The organism is Photorhabdus kleinii, assembly GCF_025384885.1.
Taxonomy (GTDB): domain Bacteria; phylum Pseudomonadota; class Gammaproteobacteria; order Enterobacterales; family Enterobacteriaceae; genus Photorhabdus; species Photorhabdus kayaii.
Genome location: NZ_JAJAFY010000007.1, coordinates 1 through 20,477 on the forward strand (window position 1 = coordinate 1; position 20,477 = coordinate 20,477).

Genomic DNA, 20,477 nt, shown 5'->3' on the forward strand with positions numbered 1-20,477 from the left:
TTACCTATGCTCCCGGGGATTCACTCCCTTGCCGTCGCGATGCATCTTGAAATCCATTGGGTATAGTTCCTCGATTTCTAAAAACTACTGTCTCTTAAGGAGTAAATAAATACTCACAGTAAGGAACAATAGGCTTGGTAACAGTGCCGCCAAAACCGCTGGCACGCTGTACACCAAGCTCAGTGGACCAAAGATCTCATTAAGTACATAAAATAGGAAGCCAAAGCTGATCCCTGTTACCATCCTTACTCCCATCGGCACACTGCGCAGTGGTCCGAAGATAAAAGAGAGTGCCATTAACATCATCACTGCAACTGAAAGCGGCGCAAATATTTTTTTCCACATATTCAGTTGATAACGACCTGATTCCTGTTCACTCTGCTTAAGGTACTTGATGTACTGATATAAGCCACTGATGGAAAGCGCTTCAGGCTCAAGTGCTACCACATTCAACTGTTCTGGCGTTAGGAGAATTTTCCAGTCAGCAGAAATACGTTGTGATCCGGTGATTTTTTTGCTGTCTGTCAGATCAGATTCTTCCACCTGAGAAAGCTTCCACAAGTCGTTATCCTTATCATAAACCGCACTGGCTGCATACTTTACAGAGAGTAGTTTTTTATCATCACTAAAATGATAGATATTGACGCCTTTAATCTCCGTATCACTCACAATCCGCTGGATGTAGATAAAATCGGCCCCATCTATCGTCCACATACCTTTATTTGTTGAAACCAGAGAACTACCAAGCATCTTCTGAGCCCGGTAATTACGCGCCATTTGCTCACCTTGTGGCGCGCCCCACTCTCCGATAACCATAGTCAGGATCACCAACGGAATAGCCGTTTTCATTACTGAGCCAGCAATCTGCATACGGGTAAATCCAGAAGCTTGCATAACCACCAACTCACTACGGGTTGCCAGCGTACCAAGCCCCAGTAAGGCGCCAAGCAAAGCTGCCATCGGGAAGAATATCTGAATATCTTTCGGCACACTTAACAAAACATAAAGACCAGCAGAAATAGTAGTATATTCCCCCTGCCCCACTTTTCTTAACTGCTCAACAAACTTAATAATACCGGAGAGTGATACCAGCATAAACAGCGTCATCAGAATAGTCTGTAGAATAGTCCGACCGATATAACGATCCAATACACCAAACATCAGGCTACTCCTCTGCCGTTGAAACGAGCCCGGATCCTACGCACCGGCAACGTATCCCAAATATTGAGAACCAGCGCCAACATCAAATAAGTCCCATTAGTCAGCCACATCCAAATCATCGGGTCCAATTTGCCTTTACTACCGTTAGAACGCAGAGAGCTTTGCAATAAGAAGAAAATTAGATAAAGCAACATTGCGGGCAACATGCTTAACACTCGCCCTTGACGTGGGTTCACCACACTTAACGGTACAACCATCATAGCCATAATCAGTACCGAGAGCACCAAAGTCAAACGCCAATGGAACTCAGCGCGGGAGTCCTTATCATTATCCTGCCATAACTGGATAATAGACTTCTGTTCAACTTTATTATTATCTACGATTGAAGTCTGATGCCCGATAATCGCTTGATAATCACGGAACTCAGTGATCCTAAAATCACGCAGCATTGCAGTGCCTTCGTAACGCGTACCATGATTAAGGACGACCACCTGTTTGCCATCAGGTCGCTCCACCATATGCCCGCCATTAGAGATCACCACAGAAGGACGCTGGTTATCAACGGGGCGAAGTTGGGCAAGGAATACGTTTTCAAATTTATTGCCGTGCACGTTGCCAATATAGAGCACCAGATTACCATCCTCGGAAGGTTTGAACCTCCCTTCCATGATCGCTGCTAAACTTGGGTTAGCTTTAGCATCAGCCACCACCTGTTCTTGATATTTCGAGGACCACGGCATGACCCAAATGACATTCACTGCCGCTAACGCGGAAGTTAACAACGCCAGAATAAGCGCCGAAACCACCAGCACACGCTTGCCCAAACCACACGCATGCATAACAGTAATTTCACTTTCAGTATAGAGTTTACTGAAAGTCATCAACACCCCAAGAAACAGACTCAGGGGCAAAATCAACTGTGCCATTTCAGGCACACCTAATCCTAACAAGGATAAAACTAAATTTGCCGGGACGTTTCCTTCCACTGCGGCACCCAAAATTTCAACTAATCTCTGACAGAAAAAGATCAGTAAAAGGATAAAGAGTATCGCAACTTGGCTTTTCAGGGTTTCCCGTACCAGATATCTAATGATGATCACGCTTATTACGCCTGTGAAAACTTGTCTTTTTGCAGGAAAATCGCTAACTTCATTGTATATATACCATTTATTATGTGCATCAGTTTGGCTTCCTCACTGCTAAAATGATATCGAAGCATTCCATATTCAGGTTCCCAGTCAGAACATACTTATATAGTTAGCTAAATAATAACAAATAGTGCGTTTAGCTTAACATAAATAGTTAATTTTCTATGGGGTAGATTAATGCGAAGCGCTATATTTTAGCGATAGCATCCATCTTTGTCTTTAAGATTCAGGAGAACGCATGGAGTTTAGTGTAAAAAGCGGTAGCCCGGAAAAACAACGTAGTGCATGTATCATTGTCGGCGTTTTCGAACCTCGCCGCCTTTCCTCTATCGCTGAACAACTTGATAAAATAAGTGACGGTTACATCAGTGCATTACTGCGCCGCGGTGAACTAGAAGGCAAAGTTGGTCAATCACTGTTGCTGCATCATGTTCCCAACGTGTTATCTGAACGTATTCTGCTTATCGGCTGTGGTAAAGAGCGCGAATTGGATGAACGCCAGTATAAACAGATTATTCAGAAAACTATCAATACCCTCAATGAAACGGGGTCAATGGAAGCTGTTTGCTTCTTAACAGAATTGCATGTTAAAGGCCGCAATAATTATTGGAAAGTGCGCCAAGCGGTAGAAACAGCAAAAGAATCTCTCTATGTTTTCAACCAGCTAAAAAGTAATAAAAATGAGTTGCGCCGCCCACTGCGTAAAATGGTTTTCAATGTTCCGACCCGTCGGGAGCTAACCAGCGGTGAACGTGCAATCCAGCACGGCCTTGCCATTGCTGCCGGTATCAAAGCGGCCAAAGATCTTGGTAATATGCCTCCCAATATCTGTAATGCAGCTTATCTGGCTTCTCAGGCACGCCAGCTCGCAGATTCTGCCAATAGCCATATTACAACAAAAGTGATTGGTGAAGAGCAGATGAAAGAGCTAGGCATGAATGCCTATCTGGCGGTTGGTCAAGGTTCTCAGAATGAATCTCTGATGTCAGTCATGGAATATAAAGGCAGTCCTGATAAAAATGCCAAACCCATCATCTTGGTTGGCAAGGGGCTGACTTTTGACTCCGGCGGTATTTCAATCAAATCTGCGGGTGGCATGGATGAGATGAAATACGATATGTGTGGGGCTGCAACAGTTTATGGCGTGATGCGTGTGGTTTCTGAGCTACAATTACCGCTCAATGTCATCGGTGTCATAGCAGGCTGTGAGAATATGCCAGGAGGGCGCGCTTACCGGCCTGGAGATATTTTAACCACCCTATCTGGCCAGACTGTCGAAGTGCTCAATACCGATGCCGAAGGCCGTCTGGTTCTGTGCGATGCGTTAACTTACGTTGAACGTTTTGATCCAGAATTGGTCATTGATATCGCTACACTGACCGGTGCTTGCATAACAGCTCTTGGTAATCATTACAGTGGATTGCTATCCAACCATAATCCCCTGGCCCATGAGTTACTCAATGCTTCAGAACAATCCGGTGATCGCGCATGGCGCCTACCAATGACTGACGAGTTTCTCGAACAAATCGATTCTAACTTTGCCGATCTGGCGAATACCGGTGGCAGTGCGGGTGGTGCGATTACCGCCGCCTGTTTCCTGTCCCGCTTCGCAACAAAATATCACTGGGCACATCTGGATATCGCGGGTACGGCCTGGCGTTCAGGTAAAGCAAAAGGTGCAACAGGTCGCCCGGTTGCACTACTGTCACAATTCCTGTTAAATCGGGCAGGAAGTACCGGTATCAATAACGACGATTGATTTGATTCCTCTCTTAGTTTATCAAAAGGGCATTTGACAATGCCCTTTCTCCGTAACAGAGACATTATGAAAAGTGCCACGTTTTATTTACTGGAACAGCCATCACCTCAAGCAGATTTGCAAGCTCACGAATGGCTGGCATGCCAATTTGCGGCTGACCAATGGCGAGCAGGAAAACGGGTGCTAATTGCCTGTGAAAATCAGCAACAGGCAGAAAAGTTAGATGAAGCCTTATGGCAACGGGAGCCTCATCAGTTCGTCCCACATAATCTGGCGGGTGAAGGGCCAAGATATGGCGCACCAGTTGAGTTATGTTGGCCGCAAAAACGGGGAAACGCTCCCCGTGATATCCTAATAAATCTGTTGCCACAATTTGCAGACTTTGCCACCGCTTTCCATGAAGTGATAGACTTCGTTCCTATAGATGAAAATTTGAAACAGTTGGCGCGTGAACGATATAAATCATATCGCAGCGTCGGCTTTAATTTGACCATGGCAACGCCGCCAACATACTAAGTATCAAGATAAAATGGAAAAAACACCCGCAATTCAAACGCAAGCCGAGCCATCTCTCGATAAAACATACAATCCTAAAGAAATTGAGCAGCCTCTTTATAACCATTGGGAGAAAAGTGGTTACTTCAAGCCTAACGGCGATACCCGCCGTGAGAGTTTCTGTATTGTTATCCCGCCACCAAACGTGACCGGCAGCCTGCATATGGGTCATGCGTTTCAGCAAACCATTATGGATACCATGATCCGTTATCAACGAATGCAGGGTAAAAATACTTTATGGCAGTCCGGTACTGACCACGCAGGTATTGCTACTCAAATGGTGGTTGAGCGCAAGATCGCAACAGAAGAAGGCAAAACCCGTCACGATTATGGCCGTGATGCATTTATCGATAAGATTTGGCAGTGGAAAGCAGAATCCGGCGGCACGATTACCAATCAGATGCGTCGTCTGGGCAACTCCGTTGACTGGGAGCGCGAGCGTTTCACTATGGATGAAGGTCTATCCAACGCCGTAAAAGAAGCCTTTGTCCGTTTGTATCAAGAAAATCTCATTTATCGCGGTAAACGTTTGGTTAACTGGGACCCGAAATTGCACACTGCAATTTCCGATCTGGAAGTTGAGAACCGTGAAGTTAAGGGTTCTATGTGGCATCTACGTTATCCACTGGCCGATGGTGTCACAACCGCAGAAGGGAAAGATTACCTGATCGTTGCAACTACCCGGCCTGAAACTATGTTAGGCGATACCGGCGTAGCAGTTAACCCAGAAGATCCGCGCTATAAGGATTTAATCGGCAAAGAAATTATTCTGCCATTGATTAACCGCCGCATTCCTATTATCGGTGATGAACATGCGGATATGGAAAAAGGTACCGGTTGCGTAAAAATTACACCTGCCCATGACTTCAATGACTATGAAGTCGGTAAGCGCCATGCCCTGCCGATGATCAATATCATGACTCTTGATGGCAACATCCGCTATAAAGCAGAAGTTTTCGATACTCATGGTGAGATTTCTGATATTTACGGCTCTGATATTCCGGCTGAATATCAAGGCATAGAGCGTTTTGCTGCCCGTAAAGCTATCGTGGCAGAGTTCGAAAGACTGGGCCTGCTGGTTGAAATTAAAGCTCATGATCTAACCGTTCCATATGGCGATCGCGGCGGTGTGGTTATTGAACCCATGCTGACTGATCAATGGTATGTCCGTACTGCGCCTCTGGCGAAAGTGGCTATCGAAGCCGTTGAAAATGGTGATATCCAGTTTGTACCTAAGCAATATGAAAATATGTATTACTCCTGGATGCGCGATATTCAGGATTGGTGTATCTCTCGCCAATTATGGTGGGGCCACCGCATCCCGGCATGGTATGACGCCAACGGTAATGTCTATGTTGGCCGCAGTGAAGAAGAAGTGCGTCGTGAAAATAATCTGGGCACAGATATCTCTTTAAACCAAGATGAAGATGTACTGGATACCTGGTTCTCTTCCGGTTTATGGACTTTCTCTACCCTTGGTTGGCCAGAACAAACTGACGCGCTGAAAACTTTCCACCCAACCGATGTGTTGGTGAGTGGCTTTGATATCATCTTTTTCTGGATTGCCCGTATGATCATGATGACCATGCATTTCATCAAAGATGAAAATGGCAAACCTCAGGTTCCCTTTAAGACTGTTTACATGACCGGTCTTATACGGGATGACGAAGGTCAGAAAATGTCCAAATCCAAAGGAAATGTTATTGACCCACTGGACATGGTTGACGGTATTTCTCTGGAAGAACTGCTGGAAAAACGCACCGGCAATATGATGCAGCCCCAGTTGGCTGAAAAAATCCGCAAACGTACCGAAAAACAGTTCCCGGCTGGTATTGAAGCGCATGGTACCGATGCCCTGCGCTTTACGTTAGCAGCGCTGGCCTCAACAGGTCGTGATATCAACTGGGATATGAAACGCCTGCAAGGTTACCGTAATTTCTGCAACAAATTATGGAACGCCAGCCGCTTTGTTCTGATGAATACAGAAGGCCAGGATTGCGGCCAACATGGCGGCGAAATGGCGCTATCGTTGGCTGATCGTTGGATTCTGGCTGAATTTAACCAGACAGTAAAAGCCTACCGTGAAGCACTGGATACCTATCGTTTCGATATAGCGGCCAATATTCTTTATGAATTCACTTGGAACCAGTTCTGCGACTGGTATCTGGAGCTCTCTAAACCGGCAATTAACAAAGGTTCAGAAGCGGAAGTTCGTGGTGCCCGTCATACGCTGATTGAAGTTCTGGAAGGATTATTGCGCCTGGCTCACCCGATTATTCCATTTATCACCGAAACCATCTGGCAGCGAGTGAAAATGGTGAAGGGAATTGAGGCAGATACCATTATGCTGCAACCGTTCCCAGAATTTGCTCAAGAAAAAACTGATGAACTGGCACTGACCGATCTGGAATGGATTAAGGAAGCGATTATTGCAGTACGTAATATCCGTGCTGAAATGAATATCGCACCGGGTAAGCCACTGGAAGTTCTGCTGCGTAATGCCGATGCTGGCGCACAACGCCGTGTAGCAGAAAATCTGAATTTTATTCAGGCAATGGGCCGCTTATCTTCTGTGACTCTTCTGTCTACGGATGAAGAAGCACCGATTTCTGTCACTAAATTGATTAATGGTGCAGAAGTATTAATCCCAATGGCTGGCTTAGTCGATAAAGAAGCTGAACTAAGCCGCTTAAATAAAGAGATTGAGAAGCTGGATAAAGAGATTGGCGCCATTGAAAGTAAGCTGTCAAATGAAGGCTTCGTTAGCCGTGCGCCCGAAGCCGTTGTAGCCAAAGAGCGTGAACGTCTGGCAAGCTGCAATACATCCAAAGAGAAGCTGCTGGCTCAGAAAGAAACAATTGCCGCGTTGTAATATTTTCAAAAAGTAAATTCTCACCAAAGCCACTGACAATGAATTGCAGTGGCTTTTTAATTTAAATAGTAAACGATAAAATTAATAATAAAATATAAATTCAACTCATTCTATATAAACATCATCAAAAATATTGAAAATAACAACACCTATCTCCTTAACATAAGTTAATATTTATTTTATTCATTTTTAAATTTACATATCTTAAATGACAATATGATATAATTTTATTTTATATATAAATCATTATATTTAGCATATTATACAGAGAGTAAAATCATATAAATACATTATTACAAGTAAAAAGGAAACCAATAATGCAATTCTAGTTCAATTAAATACTCAATTATTTATTGTTATAAATAATTTATTTCAGCGGGAATTATTAAGGTAGTAATAAATTAATTCACTAATTTATAACAACCCGGAGAAACAAAATGAAAACAATCCTTACCCTATTATTGGCAAGCACTATCCAATTCAGTCTCGTATATTCAGCTAATGCAGAAACAACCCTTGATAAGATTAAATCCACCGGCACACTCAGAATAGCAACGGAAGGCGCTTATCCACCATTCACTTATCGCGATGCTTCGGGTACTTTAACTGGCTTCGATGTCGACATTGGCCGTGAAATTGCACACCGATTGAATGTCAAACCAACATTTATTGAAGGAAAATGGGACGGACTTATTGCCGGGCTGGATGCCGGACGTTCTGATGCAGTAATTAATCAAATTGCAATTACACCTGAGCGCAAGAAAAAATATGACTTCTCCATCCCCTATATCACATCGCAAGCGGTACTTATCATTAATAAAGATAATAATAACATAAAAAAATTCAGCGATTTAAAAGGCAAAACCTCAGCACATACTCTAACCAACAACTTTGCTCAAATAGCCAGAGATAATGGCGCAGAAATTATCGGCACTAATGGATTTAGTCAAGAAATCGAACTGGTTAGTACCGGCAGAGCCGATGCCACTATTAATGATAGCCTATCTTATCTGGACTATAAGAAGCATAAGCCAAACGCACCAGTAAAAATTGTTGCAGCAACCCCCAATGCAGATCAAACAGCGGTTTTGCTCCGCAAGGGCGAGTCAGAACTAAAAGTTGCTATTGATAAAGCAATAACTGACATCAAAACCGATGGCACTTACCAGCGTATCTGGGCTCAATATTTTGGCGATAATCTTCCCAAATAAGTGAAAGATTATCTTATTCAGATAGACAGTTCCCTAAAAGTTGAATACAAACTCTAACCAGGGAACTTTATCATCAACCGTGTTGAATTGAGTAATCAGAAAATATTTTAGCCAAATATTATATATATTAATTTATATAATTTTTTTATATATCCAAAATAACCATATGATATAACTTTATTTTATATATATAAATTGACAGCTTGCAATATGATATTTAAAAAAATCACATATAAATATATCGTTATATTACACACAATAGGGAAAATATATGGAGCCCTCCTGGTTTAATCTAGTACTCGATTCTTTTTGGCCTATGCTTTATGCGGGCTTTACTTTCACTATTCCACTAACTCTTATTACCTTTACTCTCGGTATCATACTGGGTTTTATTGTTGCGCTCATCCGGCTTTATGGGCCGAAACCACTTATTGCTGTCGCCAAATTCTATGTATGGCTGATCCGCGGCACACCGTTGCTGGTACAACTGTTTCTGATTTTTTATGCCTTACCTAGCATTGGCATTACGTTAGGCGCATTTACCTCGGCAGTGATTGGTTTCACGTTAAATATTGGCGCCTATACCTCTGAGATAATTCGCGCCACTTTATTGTCTGTACCAAAAGGGCAGTGGGAAGCGGCTTATTCTATCGGCATGAGCTGGACACAATCATTGCGTCGGATCATTCTACCTCAAGCCGCAAGAATCGCTATCCCACCACTCTCAAACACATTTATTTCACTGGTGAAAGATACTTCACTAGCCTCAGTCATTACCGTACCGGAGCTTTTCCTTGCTGCACAACGCATTGCAGCGGTGACTTATCAACCTCTCATTCTTTATACTGAGGCAGCAATACTTTATCTGATAATCAGTTCAGTATTGTCATCACTACAAGCCCGTCTGGAAAAGAAGTTTTCGCAAAAGAGTGACACACAGGAATTAAAAGATGATTCAACTCTCCGGCATTGAAAAAAGTTTTGACGGGCAAAAAGTCCTGAAAAAAATCGATCTTACCATTGAGGAAGGCAGCCTGACCGCACTGATTGGCCCGTCCGGAAGTGGCAAAAGCACGCTATTACGCTGCATCAACTTATTAGAAACTCCCCAGGCCGGAAAGCTCCAAATCGGCAATGAAAGCATGACCTTCACCGGCAAAGGGCGGATTACTCACAAGGATATACAACGGATCCGCCAACAAACCGGCATGGTGTTTCAAAACTTTCAGCTTTTCCCTCACCTCACCGTCATTGAAAACATCATGGAAGGGTTAATCTGGGTTCAGAAATGGTCACGTGAACAGGCCAAACAACGAGCACTTGAACTACTGGAAAAGGTTGACATGTCACACAAGGCCGATGTCTTTCCAACCACACTATCCGGTGGTCAGCAACAGCGCGTAGCGATTGCCAGAGCACTGGCACCTTCACCCAAAGTGTTATTATGCGACGAGCCAACTTCCGCACTTGATCCTGAATTATCACAGGAAGTTGTTGCCGTATTAAAGCAGTTGGCCAAAGAGGGAACTACAATGTTAATGGCTACCCATGATCTGCGTTTGGCAGCAAATCTTGCCCACGACGTCATATTTTTAGAATCCGGGGAAATCGTCGAATCGGGAACGTCGAAAACGATTTTCACTCGCGCCCTTAAACAACGTACTGTGGAATTTGTTTCAACCTTAACCAATACTTTACCGGATTGGGAGATATAACCCACCGTTAAAATAACCTTGCCGTAATTGATCTGAGAATCAGTTCATTACCATCAAATAGATTTCTTAACAGTTTGGAGAAAGAAAATGAAAATGTTGCTTACCGCATTATTAGCGGGTGTCATTCAATTCGGTATTGCATATTCTGCTAATGCAGAATCTGGCCTTGATAACATTAAATCAGCAGGCGTATTCAAAATCGCTACCGAAGGAACCTATCCACCATTTACTTATCACGATGCTTCCGGAGCCTTAACTGGATTTGATATTGATATTGGCCGCGAAATCGCACGACGTCTGAATGTCAAAGCCCAGTTTACCGAAGGCAAGTGGGATGGGCTTATTGCCGGGCTTGATGCCAAACGCTATGACGCGGTACTCAATCAGGTCGCTATCACACCAGAACGCAAAAAGAAATATGACTTTTCCAACCCGTATATCATATCTAAAGCCGTACTTATCACCCGGCAAAATAATGACAGTATAAAAACGTTCAGCGATCTGAAAGGTAAAACCTCAAGCCATAGCTTAACCAGTAATTACGCCCAGTTAGCAAAACATTTCGGTGCGGAAATCGTCCCTACCGAAGGATTTAATCAGGCAATCGATTTGGTTGCTACGGGCAGAGCCGATGCCACTATCAACGATAATCTGTCCTATCTCGATTTTAGGAAACACAAACCCAATGCACCGGTAAAAGTTGTCGCGTCCGAACCCAATGGCGATCCAGTCGGTGTGCTAATTCGTAAAGGCGAGCCAGAATTACAAGCCGCTATCGATAAGGCACTAGCCGATATCAAAGCCGATGGCACCTATTTACGCATTTCCACTCAATATTTCGGTACTGATGTTTCCAAATAAGAAAATAACCACCTCTGCTTGCTAGAGGTGGTTTTCTCTTAATAATTTGTATATACCCGTTATCTTTCAAGTTGCCTCTTTGTTGGCTGCACTCGCTCACCCCAGTCACATCGTTACCTATGCTCCCGGGGATTCACTCCCTTGCCGTCGCGATGCATCTTGAAATCCATAGGGTATAGCCTTTTTGCTTTCATCCTGACGCCCAATCCACGGTACCCAAATATCACCTACCACAACATAGATTTTCTTTTGGGTATATTAATAATTTCCCTAATATTACTTACATTAGCCATTTTAAATACCTTCTCTAAATTAACATTATTTTATTGACATAATTAAGATCAATATATAAGACCTTTATATTAAGTTGATAATATAGAGTAAAAACCATGTTAATTATATGAATACATCCTAATAATCAATCATATCCATTTCCGATTAAATTAATACTTTTTACCCCATTTACCAGCATCTGGACTATAAATGATAAAAATGATTATCTAAAATTTATTTTATGTAAGAAAATTTAGGGTAATAGAAATCACCATTATCCTGCTGTCAGAACGGAATCATAATAGTAAAACAACCTTATTTACTATCAAATAAGGAGAATATACAAAAGAATAATATTTTTCCAATGTCATAATTACACCGAGGCAAACCAAATTAGGAGAGGAACTATTCTTTCAAAAGTCAGGGAACATGGTTTGATAAGATAGTCGGTTAAAATGCAATAGTCCTTATTCGCCAAAGCAGATAAGGACTATTTTGTTTTGAATCACATGCATCAGTCACGACCAGAGCTAACACAGGATTCTTAACATACTAATTATACTAATGAAGTCTACTCTCACCCTGCTCCGGCAAATCATCTTCATCTTGCTCATCAGGATCTTCGAAGTAAGTGCCCCAACCGTCATAATTAATGCCAATTTTTTCAGCCAGATTCACTAACTGTTCAACCTGGGCATCAATCAGTTCTGCATTCAATCCACACTCACTGATAACATCACAACACATCAGAATAGTACCATCTTCGACTTCCAATTCTTCCGCATCAGTCACTTCATAACCCAGTTTAAAGGCTTCAACCGCAGCCTTTTCCAACAGACTAAAATCCTCAGCAGAAAAGTGATGCTCAATGGCATAAAGTGCATCTGGATCACTACCATCTTCCAGTAATTCTTCAATAATAAGCCGCGTTTCTTCGCGTTGTTCTTCTAAGTCTCTTTGATTTGCCATACCTAATATCCTCAAGCAGTTGGCCGTCCCAATACTCATTCTCCCACACCACAGGCGGGCTAACCACTGTTTACATCAAAGAAATCTAATACGGAGTTGAAATTGCATTTTTATAGATATAGATTGAATTTAAATGCAAACAATAAATACGGAGACACCAAACAATGAATCCGTTCCATCAGCGTCATTTTCTAAGGCTACTTGATTTTTCCTCAGCAGAAATTCATGCCTTGCTAAAGCTAGCTGCTGAATTAAAATCGACTAAAAAATCTGGTACAGAAAAAGCCCTGTTAACAGGCAAAAATATTGTGCTGATTTTTGAAAAAGATTCCACCCGTACCCGCTGTTCATTTGAAGTGGCAGCTTACGATCAAGGAGCAAATATCACCTACCTCGGTTCCAGTGGCAACCAGATTGGCCATAAAGAATCGATCAAAGATACCGCCCGTATACTTGGCCGTATGTATGATGGTATTCAATATCGCGGCTATGCCCAGACAATCGTTGAATCACTGGCAAAATATGCAGGTGTTCCGGTATGGAATGGGCTAACAGATGAATTTCACCCTACTCAACTACTAGCAGATCTGCTAACTATTCAGGAACATCAACCAGAAAAACCGTTGTCAGAAATCAAATTCGCCTACTTAGGGGATGCCCGTAATAATATGGGTAATACCATGCTAGAAGCCGCGGCACTAACGGGCATGGATGTTCGGTTGATTGCCCCTGAAAAGTACTGGCCCAATGCCGCACTGGTTACTGAATGTCAGAAACTGGCTGAAAAAACAGGAGGCCAAATTACTCTGACGGAAAATATCGCCGAAGGGGTTAAAAATACTGATTTTCTTTATACCGATGTCTGGGTTTCTATGGGCGAACCAAAAGAAGTTTGGCAACAACGCATTAACCTATTAAAACCTTATCAAGTAAATATGGATGTAGTAAACATGACAGGCAATCCACAGGTAAAATTCCTGCATTGCCTGCCAGCATTTCATGATGAAGAAACGGTATTAGGCAAGCAACTCGCTGCTGAATTTAATATGTATGGAGGGTTGGAAGTTACCAATGAAGTTTTTGAATCAGAGCACAGTATTGTGTTTGATCAAGGAGAAAATCGCCTGCATACCATTAAAGCGGTAATGGTAGCAACATTAGCAAATGATCTTAAAATTTAATTAGTTGGAATATGCTCAGGATTATGTCTTTAAAGATATGATCCTGACAACATTATTTTTCTTCGGTCAAATGCTTGCTGTAGGATTTTTCACGAGTATAATGCGCCACAATTTGCCGGGAGAAATCATGAAAGACAGCGCTTATTTTTGTCATCAAGCACAACTGCCTGAAGAAAGGCAGCCAGCCGTCATTGTTTTCCCGTTGCTAAACCAATCACTTAACGCCCCTCAATGAGGGGCTTTTTTTTGCCCGGTAATCAATTCATGATCGCCACCCCGGATGTCAGCATTAGAGGAGAGTGAAAAATGGCTAATACGTTATATCGCAAACATATCATCTCAATAAATGATCTGAGCCGCGAAGATCTGGAATTGGTGTTGCAGACTGCTGCTGCACTGAAAGCCAGACCACAACCTGAATTGCTGAAACCCAAGGTTATCGCCAGTTGTTTCTTCGAAGCCTCCACCCGTACTCGCCTCTCTTTTGAAACAGCAATCCACCGCCTTGGCGCTTCAGTTGTCGGTTTCTCAGACAGCAGTAACACCTCTCTGGGTAAGAAAGGTGAAACGCTAGCCGATACTATTTCCGTTATCAGCCAATATGTTGACGCTATCGTGATACGCCATCCACAGGAAGGTGCCCCACGTCTGGCTTCTGAATTTTCCGGTGACACTCCGATTATCAATGCCGGTGACGGCGCTAACCAACATCCGACTCAAACCTTGCTGGATCTGTTCACTATTCAGGAAACTCAGCAACGGCTGGATAGTCTGAATATCGCTATGGTTGGTGATCTAAAATATGGCCGCACGGTCCATTCGCTATCACAAGCGCTGGCGAAATTTAATGGCAATCACTTTTATTTTATCGCCCCGGAAGCGTTGGCCATGCCAAACCATATTCTTCATATGCTAAATGAAAGAGGTGCGACCTACAGCCAACACGCTAATATTGAAGAAGTATTACCAGAGCTAGATATTCTTTATATGACTCGTGTACAGAAAGAGCGTCTTGATCCATCCGAATATGCCAACGTAAAAGCACAATTTGTTCTGCGCGCTTCCGATCTGATCGGAGCGAAAGATAACCTTAAAGTTCTGCATCCATTGCCACGTATTGATGAAATTACTGTCGATGTAGATAAAACGCCTTATGCTTATTATTTCCAACAGGCTGAGAATGGTATTTATGCTCGTCAGGCTCTATTATCTTTAGTTTTAAATGAATGATTAAAGCAGAGAAAGTACTGCTTTATCCATGAATATAATGGGTTATTATTTTCTTCTGGGATAGCGATTAATCAGTCTGTTTACCATTTTCGGTATCGAAGACAAACTCAATGTGATGCCAAAATACGTCTTGCCCATCCAGTGAGCAAGACAGTATCCCCGGGCAGTAAAGTGCACACAAAAACCGTCACTTTTGTCTACACACTGCCCGGCTCCCTCCTTTGACAACAAAGGAGGGAAAACAAAATTATAATTTTTTAATATTAACCTAAGAATATTATGATTAATTTCACAAAATCTCTGTAACAACAGAATAAACAATCGTCCCAATATAGTTGAATCACATATCCTACCGTTCCAATAACCATAATAGGCCCAACTAATCCTATCCAACCTCTACTAATCGCTAACGCTGCGGCAGTTGTTGGGCCACCAATATTTGCATTACATGCAAGTATAATTTCCTCAAGGTTAAATTTAAATAACTTACCAAAACCAAATGTCTAAAGGTTCATCGAAATCATTTATTAAAGTTCTATTAATAATTCTCCAACCAAGATATTTTTCAATAGAAATTGTAAACAATATATTTACTCTCTCACTATTTAAATACTTTAAAGTTTTATTCTTCATTTTATCTAATCGAACAAATCACATTATTAATAGTAATTTAATGGAAAAACATATTAATTTAAAACTAAACTTCTGACATAAATAATCTATTAACCTTTACATTACCAACAAACATTAATTAAATTTTTTAAAATCAATCTATTGTCAACCATTAATCTTAAGATATTAAATTATCTTTTAATTTGAAAACAATAGCATTCAATAAGAAAAATAATTCAAACAAAATAACCAAAATAAATAAACTCAATATAATATTATTATAACAATGACGATTAAAGCTAAATATATGGAATAACAACAGTAAGATAATATTGATTTATCTACGTTTCATCTGGATAAACAGGATGACACCACCTAAAATAGAAGACGTGTCGATTCTTAACAATATATCTGGAGGATGAATACAGAAAGTGGTCACTACAATGTATTCATACAAAACACTATGACCCAAGATCATAAACTACAAGTCGAAGCTATTAGATGCGGTACAGTGATTGACCATATCCCTGCTCAGGTCGGCTTCAAACTACTCTCTCTATTTAAGCTAACTGAAACCGATCAACGCATTACCATCGGCCTGAATTTGCCTTCTAATCGACTAGGTAAAAAAGATCTCATCAAAATCGAAAATACATTCCTGACAGAACAACAAGCTAACCAGCTTGCTATGTATGCGCCAAATGCAACGGTGAACTGTATTGAAGACTACGAGGTTGTGAAGAAACTTCCCATTAACTTGCCTGAGCGTATCGACAGCGTATTAATCTGCCCTAACAGCAACTGTATCAGCCACAATGAGCCCGTAGAAAGTAGTTTTCGAGTTAAAGTAACAGCGGAAGATGTGGTGCTAACCTGCAAATACTGCGAGAAAGAGTTTGATCGCAATGTCGTAATACTCAACGATTAAACTCCCTATGTCAGTTGCTGAGGCAGAAGCGGACACTATAATAGTACCTTGATGAAATATTCATTTTATACCCTATGGATTTCAAGATGCATCGCGACGGCAAGGGAGCGAATCCCCGGGAGCATAGCAAACTATGTGACCGGGGTGAGTGAGTGCAGCCAACAAAGAGGCAACTTGAAAGATAACGGGTATAGTTATCACATTAACAGGAGAACCTATGTCATACGAGATTAATACCAATAAAGCCCCTGCTGCAATTGGTCCATATGTTCAGGGTGTTGATCTAGGCAATATGGTCATCACTTCCGGCCAGATCCCAGTCAACCCAGAAACAGGTGATGTCGCAGAAGATATCGCCGCTCAAGCGCGTCAATCACTGGAAAATGTTAAAGCTATCGTTGAGAAAGCCGGTCTCACTGTAGGTGACATTGTTAAAACAACTGTCTTCGTTAAAGACCTGAATGACTTCGGTACCGTTAACGCAACTTATGAAGCATTCTTCAAAGAACACAATGCATCTTTCCCGGCGCGTTCTTGTGTTGAAGTAGCCCGTCTGCCAAAAGACGTTAAAATCGAAATCGAAGCTATCGCGATTCGTAAATAATCCCTGCCCTGTTTTCTACAACCCCTTGGTTAGTTACTGACCAAGGGGTTGTACTTCTCACTAGACCTTAAATATTAAGTCTCCATTCTTTGTTTTAGATCAAATGAGATCGTGATTATCCCACCCAAAATCACTATATATTGTGTTTAAATATAAAAATAAAACTATATATAGCAACATCTATCTTTAAGCTAGATATCAAAACGAGAATAGTTTGCCCTTTTGGATAATATTCTCAAGGAGTCATATTGTGAAAACTGTTGTGATAAAACGGGATGGTCGCCAAGTACCATTTGATGAAACACGTATCAGAGATGCCGTAAAACGGGCCACTTCTGCCGTTGACATGACAGATGATGAGTATTGTATCCAAGTTGCATCCACAATAACGCAATCAATGGCTAACTACAGGCAAGTTGATGTACAAGATATTCAGAACGCAATAGAAAAGCAATTGATAGCAGACAACCGTAAGCACCTTGCCCATCGCTATATTCAATATCGTCACGACAGAGATACTGTCCGAGAATTACACAGCCGACTTAATCAAGAAATCCGTGGCTTAGTTGAACAGAGTAACGCTTCCCTGCTCAATGAGAACGCCAATAAAGACAGCAAAGTGATTCCAACTCAACGGGATCTGCTGGCCGGGATTGTTGCTAAAAATTATGCCAAACAATATATTCTGCCGCGTAATGTGGTATTGGCTCACGAAAGAGGCGAAATCCACTATCATGATCTCGATTATTCCCCCTTTTTCCCAATGTTTAACTGTATGCTAATCGACCTAAAAGGCATGCTAACCAGTGGGTTCAAAATGGGTAATGCCGAAATAGAACCACCAAAATCCATTTCAACCGCAACAGCGGTAACGGCTCAAATTATCGCTCAGGTTGCCAACCATATTTATGGCGGTACCACCATCAATCGTATAGATGAAGTATTGGCCCCCTTCGTTAAAGCCAGCTATGAAAAACACTTGGCCATTGCCGAACAGTGGGATATCACCAATAAAAAATCTTATGCCGAAGTACGAACAGAAAAAGAGTGTTATGACGCTTTTCAATCACTGGAATATGAAGTTAATACACTGCATACCGCCAACGGACAAACTCCTTTTGTCACTTTTGGCTTTGGTCTGGGTACATCAAAAGAATCCCGTCTAATCCAACAATCTATTCTGTGTAACCGCATTGCTGGTTTGGGTAAGAACCACAAAACAGCAGTGTTCCCCAAACTGGTATTTGCTATCCGTGATGGCCTAAATCACAAACTCGGTGATCCTAACTACGATATCAAGCAACTGGCTCTCAAATGTGCCAGTAAGCGAATGTACCCAGATATTCTTAACTATGATCAAGTGGTTAAGGTCACCGGCTCTTTTAAAACCCCGATGGGTTGCCGCAGTTTCCTCGGTGTTTATGAGGAAAAGGGGGAACAAATTCATGAAGGACGCAATAACTTAGGGGTTATCAGTTTGAACCTGCCTCGGATAGCTATCGAAGCCAAAGGAGATGAAAAACATTTCTGGCAATTACTAGACAAACGTCTGGCACTGGCAAAGCAAGCACTAATGACCCGTATTACCCGCTTGGAAGGTGTCAAAGCACAAGTTGCACCAATCCTTTATATGGAAGGGGCCTGTGGGGTTCGTTTAAAAGCCGATGATAATATCGCTGAAATCTTTAAGCATGGCCGGGCTTCTATCTCTCTGGGCTATATTGGTATTCATGAGACCATTAACGCATTGTATGGCAATCAAGTTCATCTATTTGATGATCAACAATTACGTGTAAAAGCACTCTCAATTGTTGATCATCTGCGAAAAGCCACTGATCAATGGAAAAAAGAGACAGGTTACGGTTTCAGTTTATACAGCACACCAAGTGAAAATCTATGTGACCGTTTCTGCCGCCTTGACACCGCTGAGTTTGGAGTGATTGAAGGAGTGACAGACAAAGGTTATTACACCAACAGCTTCCATCTTGACGTTGAAAAGAAGGTCAATCCTTATGACAAATTGGATTTTGAAGCCCCTTATCCACCACTAACAAATGGCGGTTTTATCTGTTACGGCGAATATCCTAATTTGCAACATAATCTAAAAGCACTGGAAAATGTCTGGGATTACAGCTACTCACGTGTCCCTTATTACGGTACCAATACCCCCATCGACAAATGCTATGACTGTGGATTCACCGGTGAATTCTCCTGCACCAGTAAAGGGTTTACCTGTCCACGTTGTGGCAATCATGAACCTTCCAGAGTATCAGTCATCCGCCGAGTCTGTGGTTATCTGGGAAGCCCCGATGCCCGCCCATTCAATGCAGGCAAACAGGAAGAAGTGAAACGCAGAGTAAAACATCTGACAAATGGGCAATTAGGCTAATTTAAGGCAGGCTGACAACGTGAATTACCACCAATACTACTCTGTTGATGTGGTCAACGGCCCCGGAACACGCTGCACACTATTTGTCGCGGGGTGCGAACATCAATGCCCCGGTTGTTATAACAAAAGTACCTGGCGGGTGAACTCCGGCCAACCATTTACTCAGAAAATGGAAGACCGTGTAATTTTTGATTTACAGGACAAACGCATTAAACGACAAGGACTATCTTTATCTGGTGGAGATCCCCTACATCCACACAACACACCCGCAATCCTGAAATTGGTAAAACGGGTTAAAGCAGAGTGCCCAGACAAGGATATTTGGCTTTGGACGGGTTATCGGCTAAAAGAACTTAGCGAAATTCAACGGGAAATTACCAGCTATATTAATGTGCTAGTGGATGGCAAGTTTATACAAGATCTTTATGAACCCGGTTTACTATGGCGTGGTAGCTATAACCAGATTATTCATAGATTAAGATAATTTTATCGCTGCCAGCAGATTTTTTTACCAAATCCAAGCGTATTATCAGTCATCTTTATTTCATTGAGATTCAGTTGCCAAATAGGTGTTTTAACAGCAATTGCCACAGGAAAACGGCGGCAATAACGTGCTCTGGCCGCTTTATCTTTTTCACCCTCAAGACGAATGACTTCTCCTTTGAACTGAATACCTTTTATCTGTGCAATATTACGAATCTGCCCGGCAATAGTACCTGCAACCTGTGGATTTACCTGTATCATTTCACCGTGGCGAGTATGACGTTCAGTCATAAACCAGAAGGCTATTTCATCGGCATTGAAAACATAGAAACAATTTGCGCACCAAATATCATCACCGGTTGCTGTACAAAGCGTTAGGACATGCTGTCTTGCGAGGTATCTGTGGATAATCTGAAAGTTTTCAGTAACGTTCACTCTCTCTCCAATAGCAGGATTGTATCTGCCTAGAAGCCCAGAACCACGCCGGGATAAACATCATCCTACGGCGTGTTCTGATATCTCCTGA

General features: G+C 42.1%; 18 protein-coding genes. 13 read left to right on the forward strand and 5 right to left on the reverse strand.

Annotated features, from left to right (window positions below):
• Nucleotides 1-84 precede the first annotated feature (84 nt).
• Both lptG and lptF read right to left on the reverse strand, forming a co-directional pair.
• Nucleotides 85-1,161, reverse strand: a complete 1,077-nt coding sequence (gene lptG, locus LG003_RS06025) for an LPS export ABC transporter permease LptG (protein ID WP_262980380.1) — start codon at nucleotides 1,159-1,161, stop codon at nucleotides 85-87.
• A complete protein-coding gene (gene lptF, locus LG003_RS06030; RefSeq protein ID WP_011148561.1) occupies nucleotides 1,161-2,261 on the reverse strand; it encodes an LPS export ABC transporter permease LptF in 1,101 nt (366 codons plus the stop codon). The genes lptG and lptF overlap by 1 nt, the downstream gene beginning before the upstream one ends.
• Nucleotides 2,262-2,547: 286 nt before the next feature.
• On the opposite strand from lptF, the gene pepA reads away from it, so the two are divergent.
• The 7 genes from pepA (at nucleotide 2,548) to LG003_RS06065 (ending at nucleotide 11,282) form a co-directional block, all read left to right on the forward strand.
• On the forward strand, nucleotides 2,548-4,068 hold the full coding sequence (gene pepA, locus LG003_RS06035; RefSeq protein ID WP_112877226.1) for a leucyl aminopeptidase: 1,521 nt from the start codon (nucleotides 2,548-2,550) through the stop codon (nucleotides 4,066-4,068).
• Between the two features lie 66 nt (nucleotides 4,069-4,134).
• Nucleotides 4,135-4,584 carry a DNA polymerase III subunit chi gene (locus tag LG003_RS06040; RefSeq protein WP_011148563.1) on the forward strand — a complete coding sequence of 150 codons (450 nt, stop codon included), beginning with the start codon at nucleotides 4,135-4,137 and terminating at the stop codon, nucleotides 4,582-4,584.
• 13 nt (nucleotides 4,585-4,597) lie between these two features.
• Nucleotides 4,598-7,495: a valine--tRNA ligase gene (locus LG003_RS06045; protein WP_112877225.1), complete on the forward strand. Its 2,898-nt coding sequence runs from the start codon at nucleotides 4,598-4,600 to the stop codon at nucleotides 7,493-7,495.
• Between the two features lie 437 nt (nucleotides 7,496-7,932).
• Nucleotides 7,933-8,706: an amino acid ABC transporter substrate-binding protein gene (locus LG003_RS06050; RefSeq protein ID WP_112877224.1), complete on the forward strand. Its 774-nt coding sequence runs from the start codon at nucleotides 7,933-7,935 to the stop codon at nucleotides 8,704-8,706.
• Nucleotides 8,707-8,977: 271 nt separating this feature from the next.
• A complete protein-coding gene (locus LG003_RS06055; protein ID WP_112877223.1) occupies nucleotides 8,978-9,679 on the forward strand; it encodes an amino acid ABC transporter permease in 702 nt (233 codons plus the stop codon).
• Nucleotides 9,657-10,421 (forward strand): amino acid ABC transporter ATP-binding protein, encoded by a 765-nt coding sequence (locus LG003_RS06060; RefSeq protein WP_112877222.1) that lies wholly within the window; start codon nucleotides 9,657-9,659, stop codon nucleotides 10,419-10,421. Before LG003_RS06055 ends, LG003_RS06060 begins: the two co-directional genes overlap by 23 nt.
• A gap of 87 nt (nucleotides 10,422-10,508) precedes the next feature.
• Nucleotides 10,509-11,282 (forward strand): amino acid ABC transporter substrate-binding protein, encoded by a 774-nt coding sequence (locus LG003_RS06065; RefSeq protein ID WP_112877221.1) that lies wholly within the window; start codon nucleotides 10,509-10,511, stop codon nucleotides 11,280-11,282.
• A gap of 834 nt (nucleotides 11,283-12,116) precedes the next feature.
• Here the strand turns inward: LG003_RS06065 and rraB are convergent.
• Nucleotides 12,117-12,524 (reverse strand): ribonuclease E inhibitor RraB, encoded by a 408-nt coding sequence (gene rraB / locus LG003_RS06070; protein ID WP_011148570.1) that lies wholly within the window; start codon nucleotides 12,522-12,524, stop codon nucleotides 12,117-12,119.
• A gap of 164 nt (nucleotides 12,525-12,688) precedes the next feature.
• Here rraB and argF point away from each other — a divergent pair, with 164 nt between their 5' ends.
• Complete coding sequence (gene argF / locus LG003_RS06075) at nucleotides 12,689-13,705, forward strand: ornithine carbamoyltransferase (RefSeq protein ID WP_112877220.1); 1,017 nt, start codon at nucleotides 12,689-12,691, stop codon at nucleotides 13,703-13,705.
• 306 nt (nucleotides 13,706-14,011) lie between these two features.
• Nucleotides 14,012-14,935 (forward strand): aspartate carbamoyltransferase, encoded by a 924-nt coding sequence (gene pyrB, locus LG003_RS06080; RefSeq protein WP_112877218.1) that lies wholly within the window; start codon nucleotides 14,012-14,014, stop codon nucleotides 14,933-14,935.
• A gap of 263 nt (nucleotides 14,936-15,198) precedes the next feature.
• Here the strand turns inward: pyrB and LG003_RS23380 are convergent, their stop codons facing one another.
• Complete coding sequence (locus tag LG003_RS23380; RefSeq protein WP_205068653.1) at nucleotides 15,199-15,396, reverse strand: DUF819 family protein; 198 nt, start codon at nucleotides 15,394-15,396, stop codon at nucleotides 15,199-15,201.
• A 614-nt stretch (nucleotides 15,397-16,010) separates the two neighbouring features.
• Between LG003_RS23380 and pyrI the strand changes: the two genes are divergently transcribed.
• From pyrI to nrdG, 4 genes are all read left to right on the forward strand, one after another.
• On the forward strand, nucleotides 16,011-16,475 hold the full coding sequence (pyrI, locus tag LG003_RS06085; RefSeq protein ID WP_112877234.1) for an aspartate carbamoyltransferase regulatory subunit: 465 nt from the start codon (nucleotides 16,011-16,013) through the stop codon (nucleotides 16,473-16,475).
• 217 nt (nucleotides 16,476-16,692) lie between these two features.
• Complete coding sequence (gene ridA / locus LG003_RS06090) at nucleotides 16,693-17,079, forward strand: 2-iminobutanoate/2-iminopropanoate deaminase (RefSeq protein ID WP_036810177.1); 387 nt, start codon at nucleotides 16,693-16,695, stop codon at nucleotides 17,077-17,079.
• Between the two features lie 250 nt (nucleotides 17,080-17,329).
• Nucleotides 17,330-19,468 (forward strand): anaerobic ribonucleoside-triphosphate reductase, encoded by a 2,139-nt coding sequence (nrdD, locus tag LG003_RS06095; RefSeq protein WP_112877217.1) that lies wholly within the window; start codon nucleotides 17,330-17,332, stop codon nucleotides 19,466-19,468.
• 19 nt (nucleotides 19,469-19,487) lie between these two features.
• A complete protein-coding gene (nrdG, locus tag LG003_RS06100) occupies nucleotides 19,488-19,952 on the forward strand; it encodes an anaerobic ribonucleoside-triphosphate reductase-activating protein (protein ID WP_112877216.1) in 465 nt (154 codons plus the stop codon).
• Nucleotides 19,953-19,954: 2 nt separating this feature from the next.
• Here the strand turns inward: nrdG and LG003_RS06105 are convergent, their stop codons facing one another.
• Entirely contained in the window at nucleotides 19,955-20,386 is a 432-nt protein-coding gene (locus LG003_RS06105) for a YhbP family protein (RefSeq protein WP_112877215.1), read from the reverse strand.
• Nucleotides 20,387-20,477: the final 91 nt, after the last annotated feature.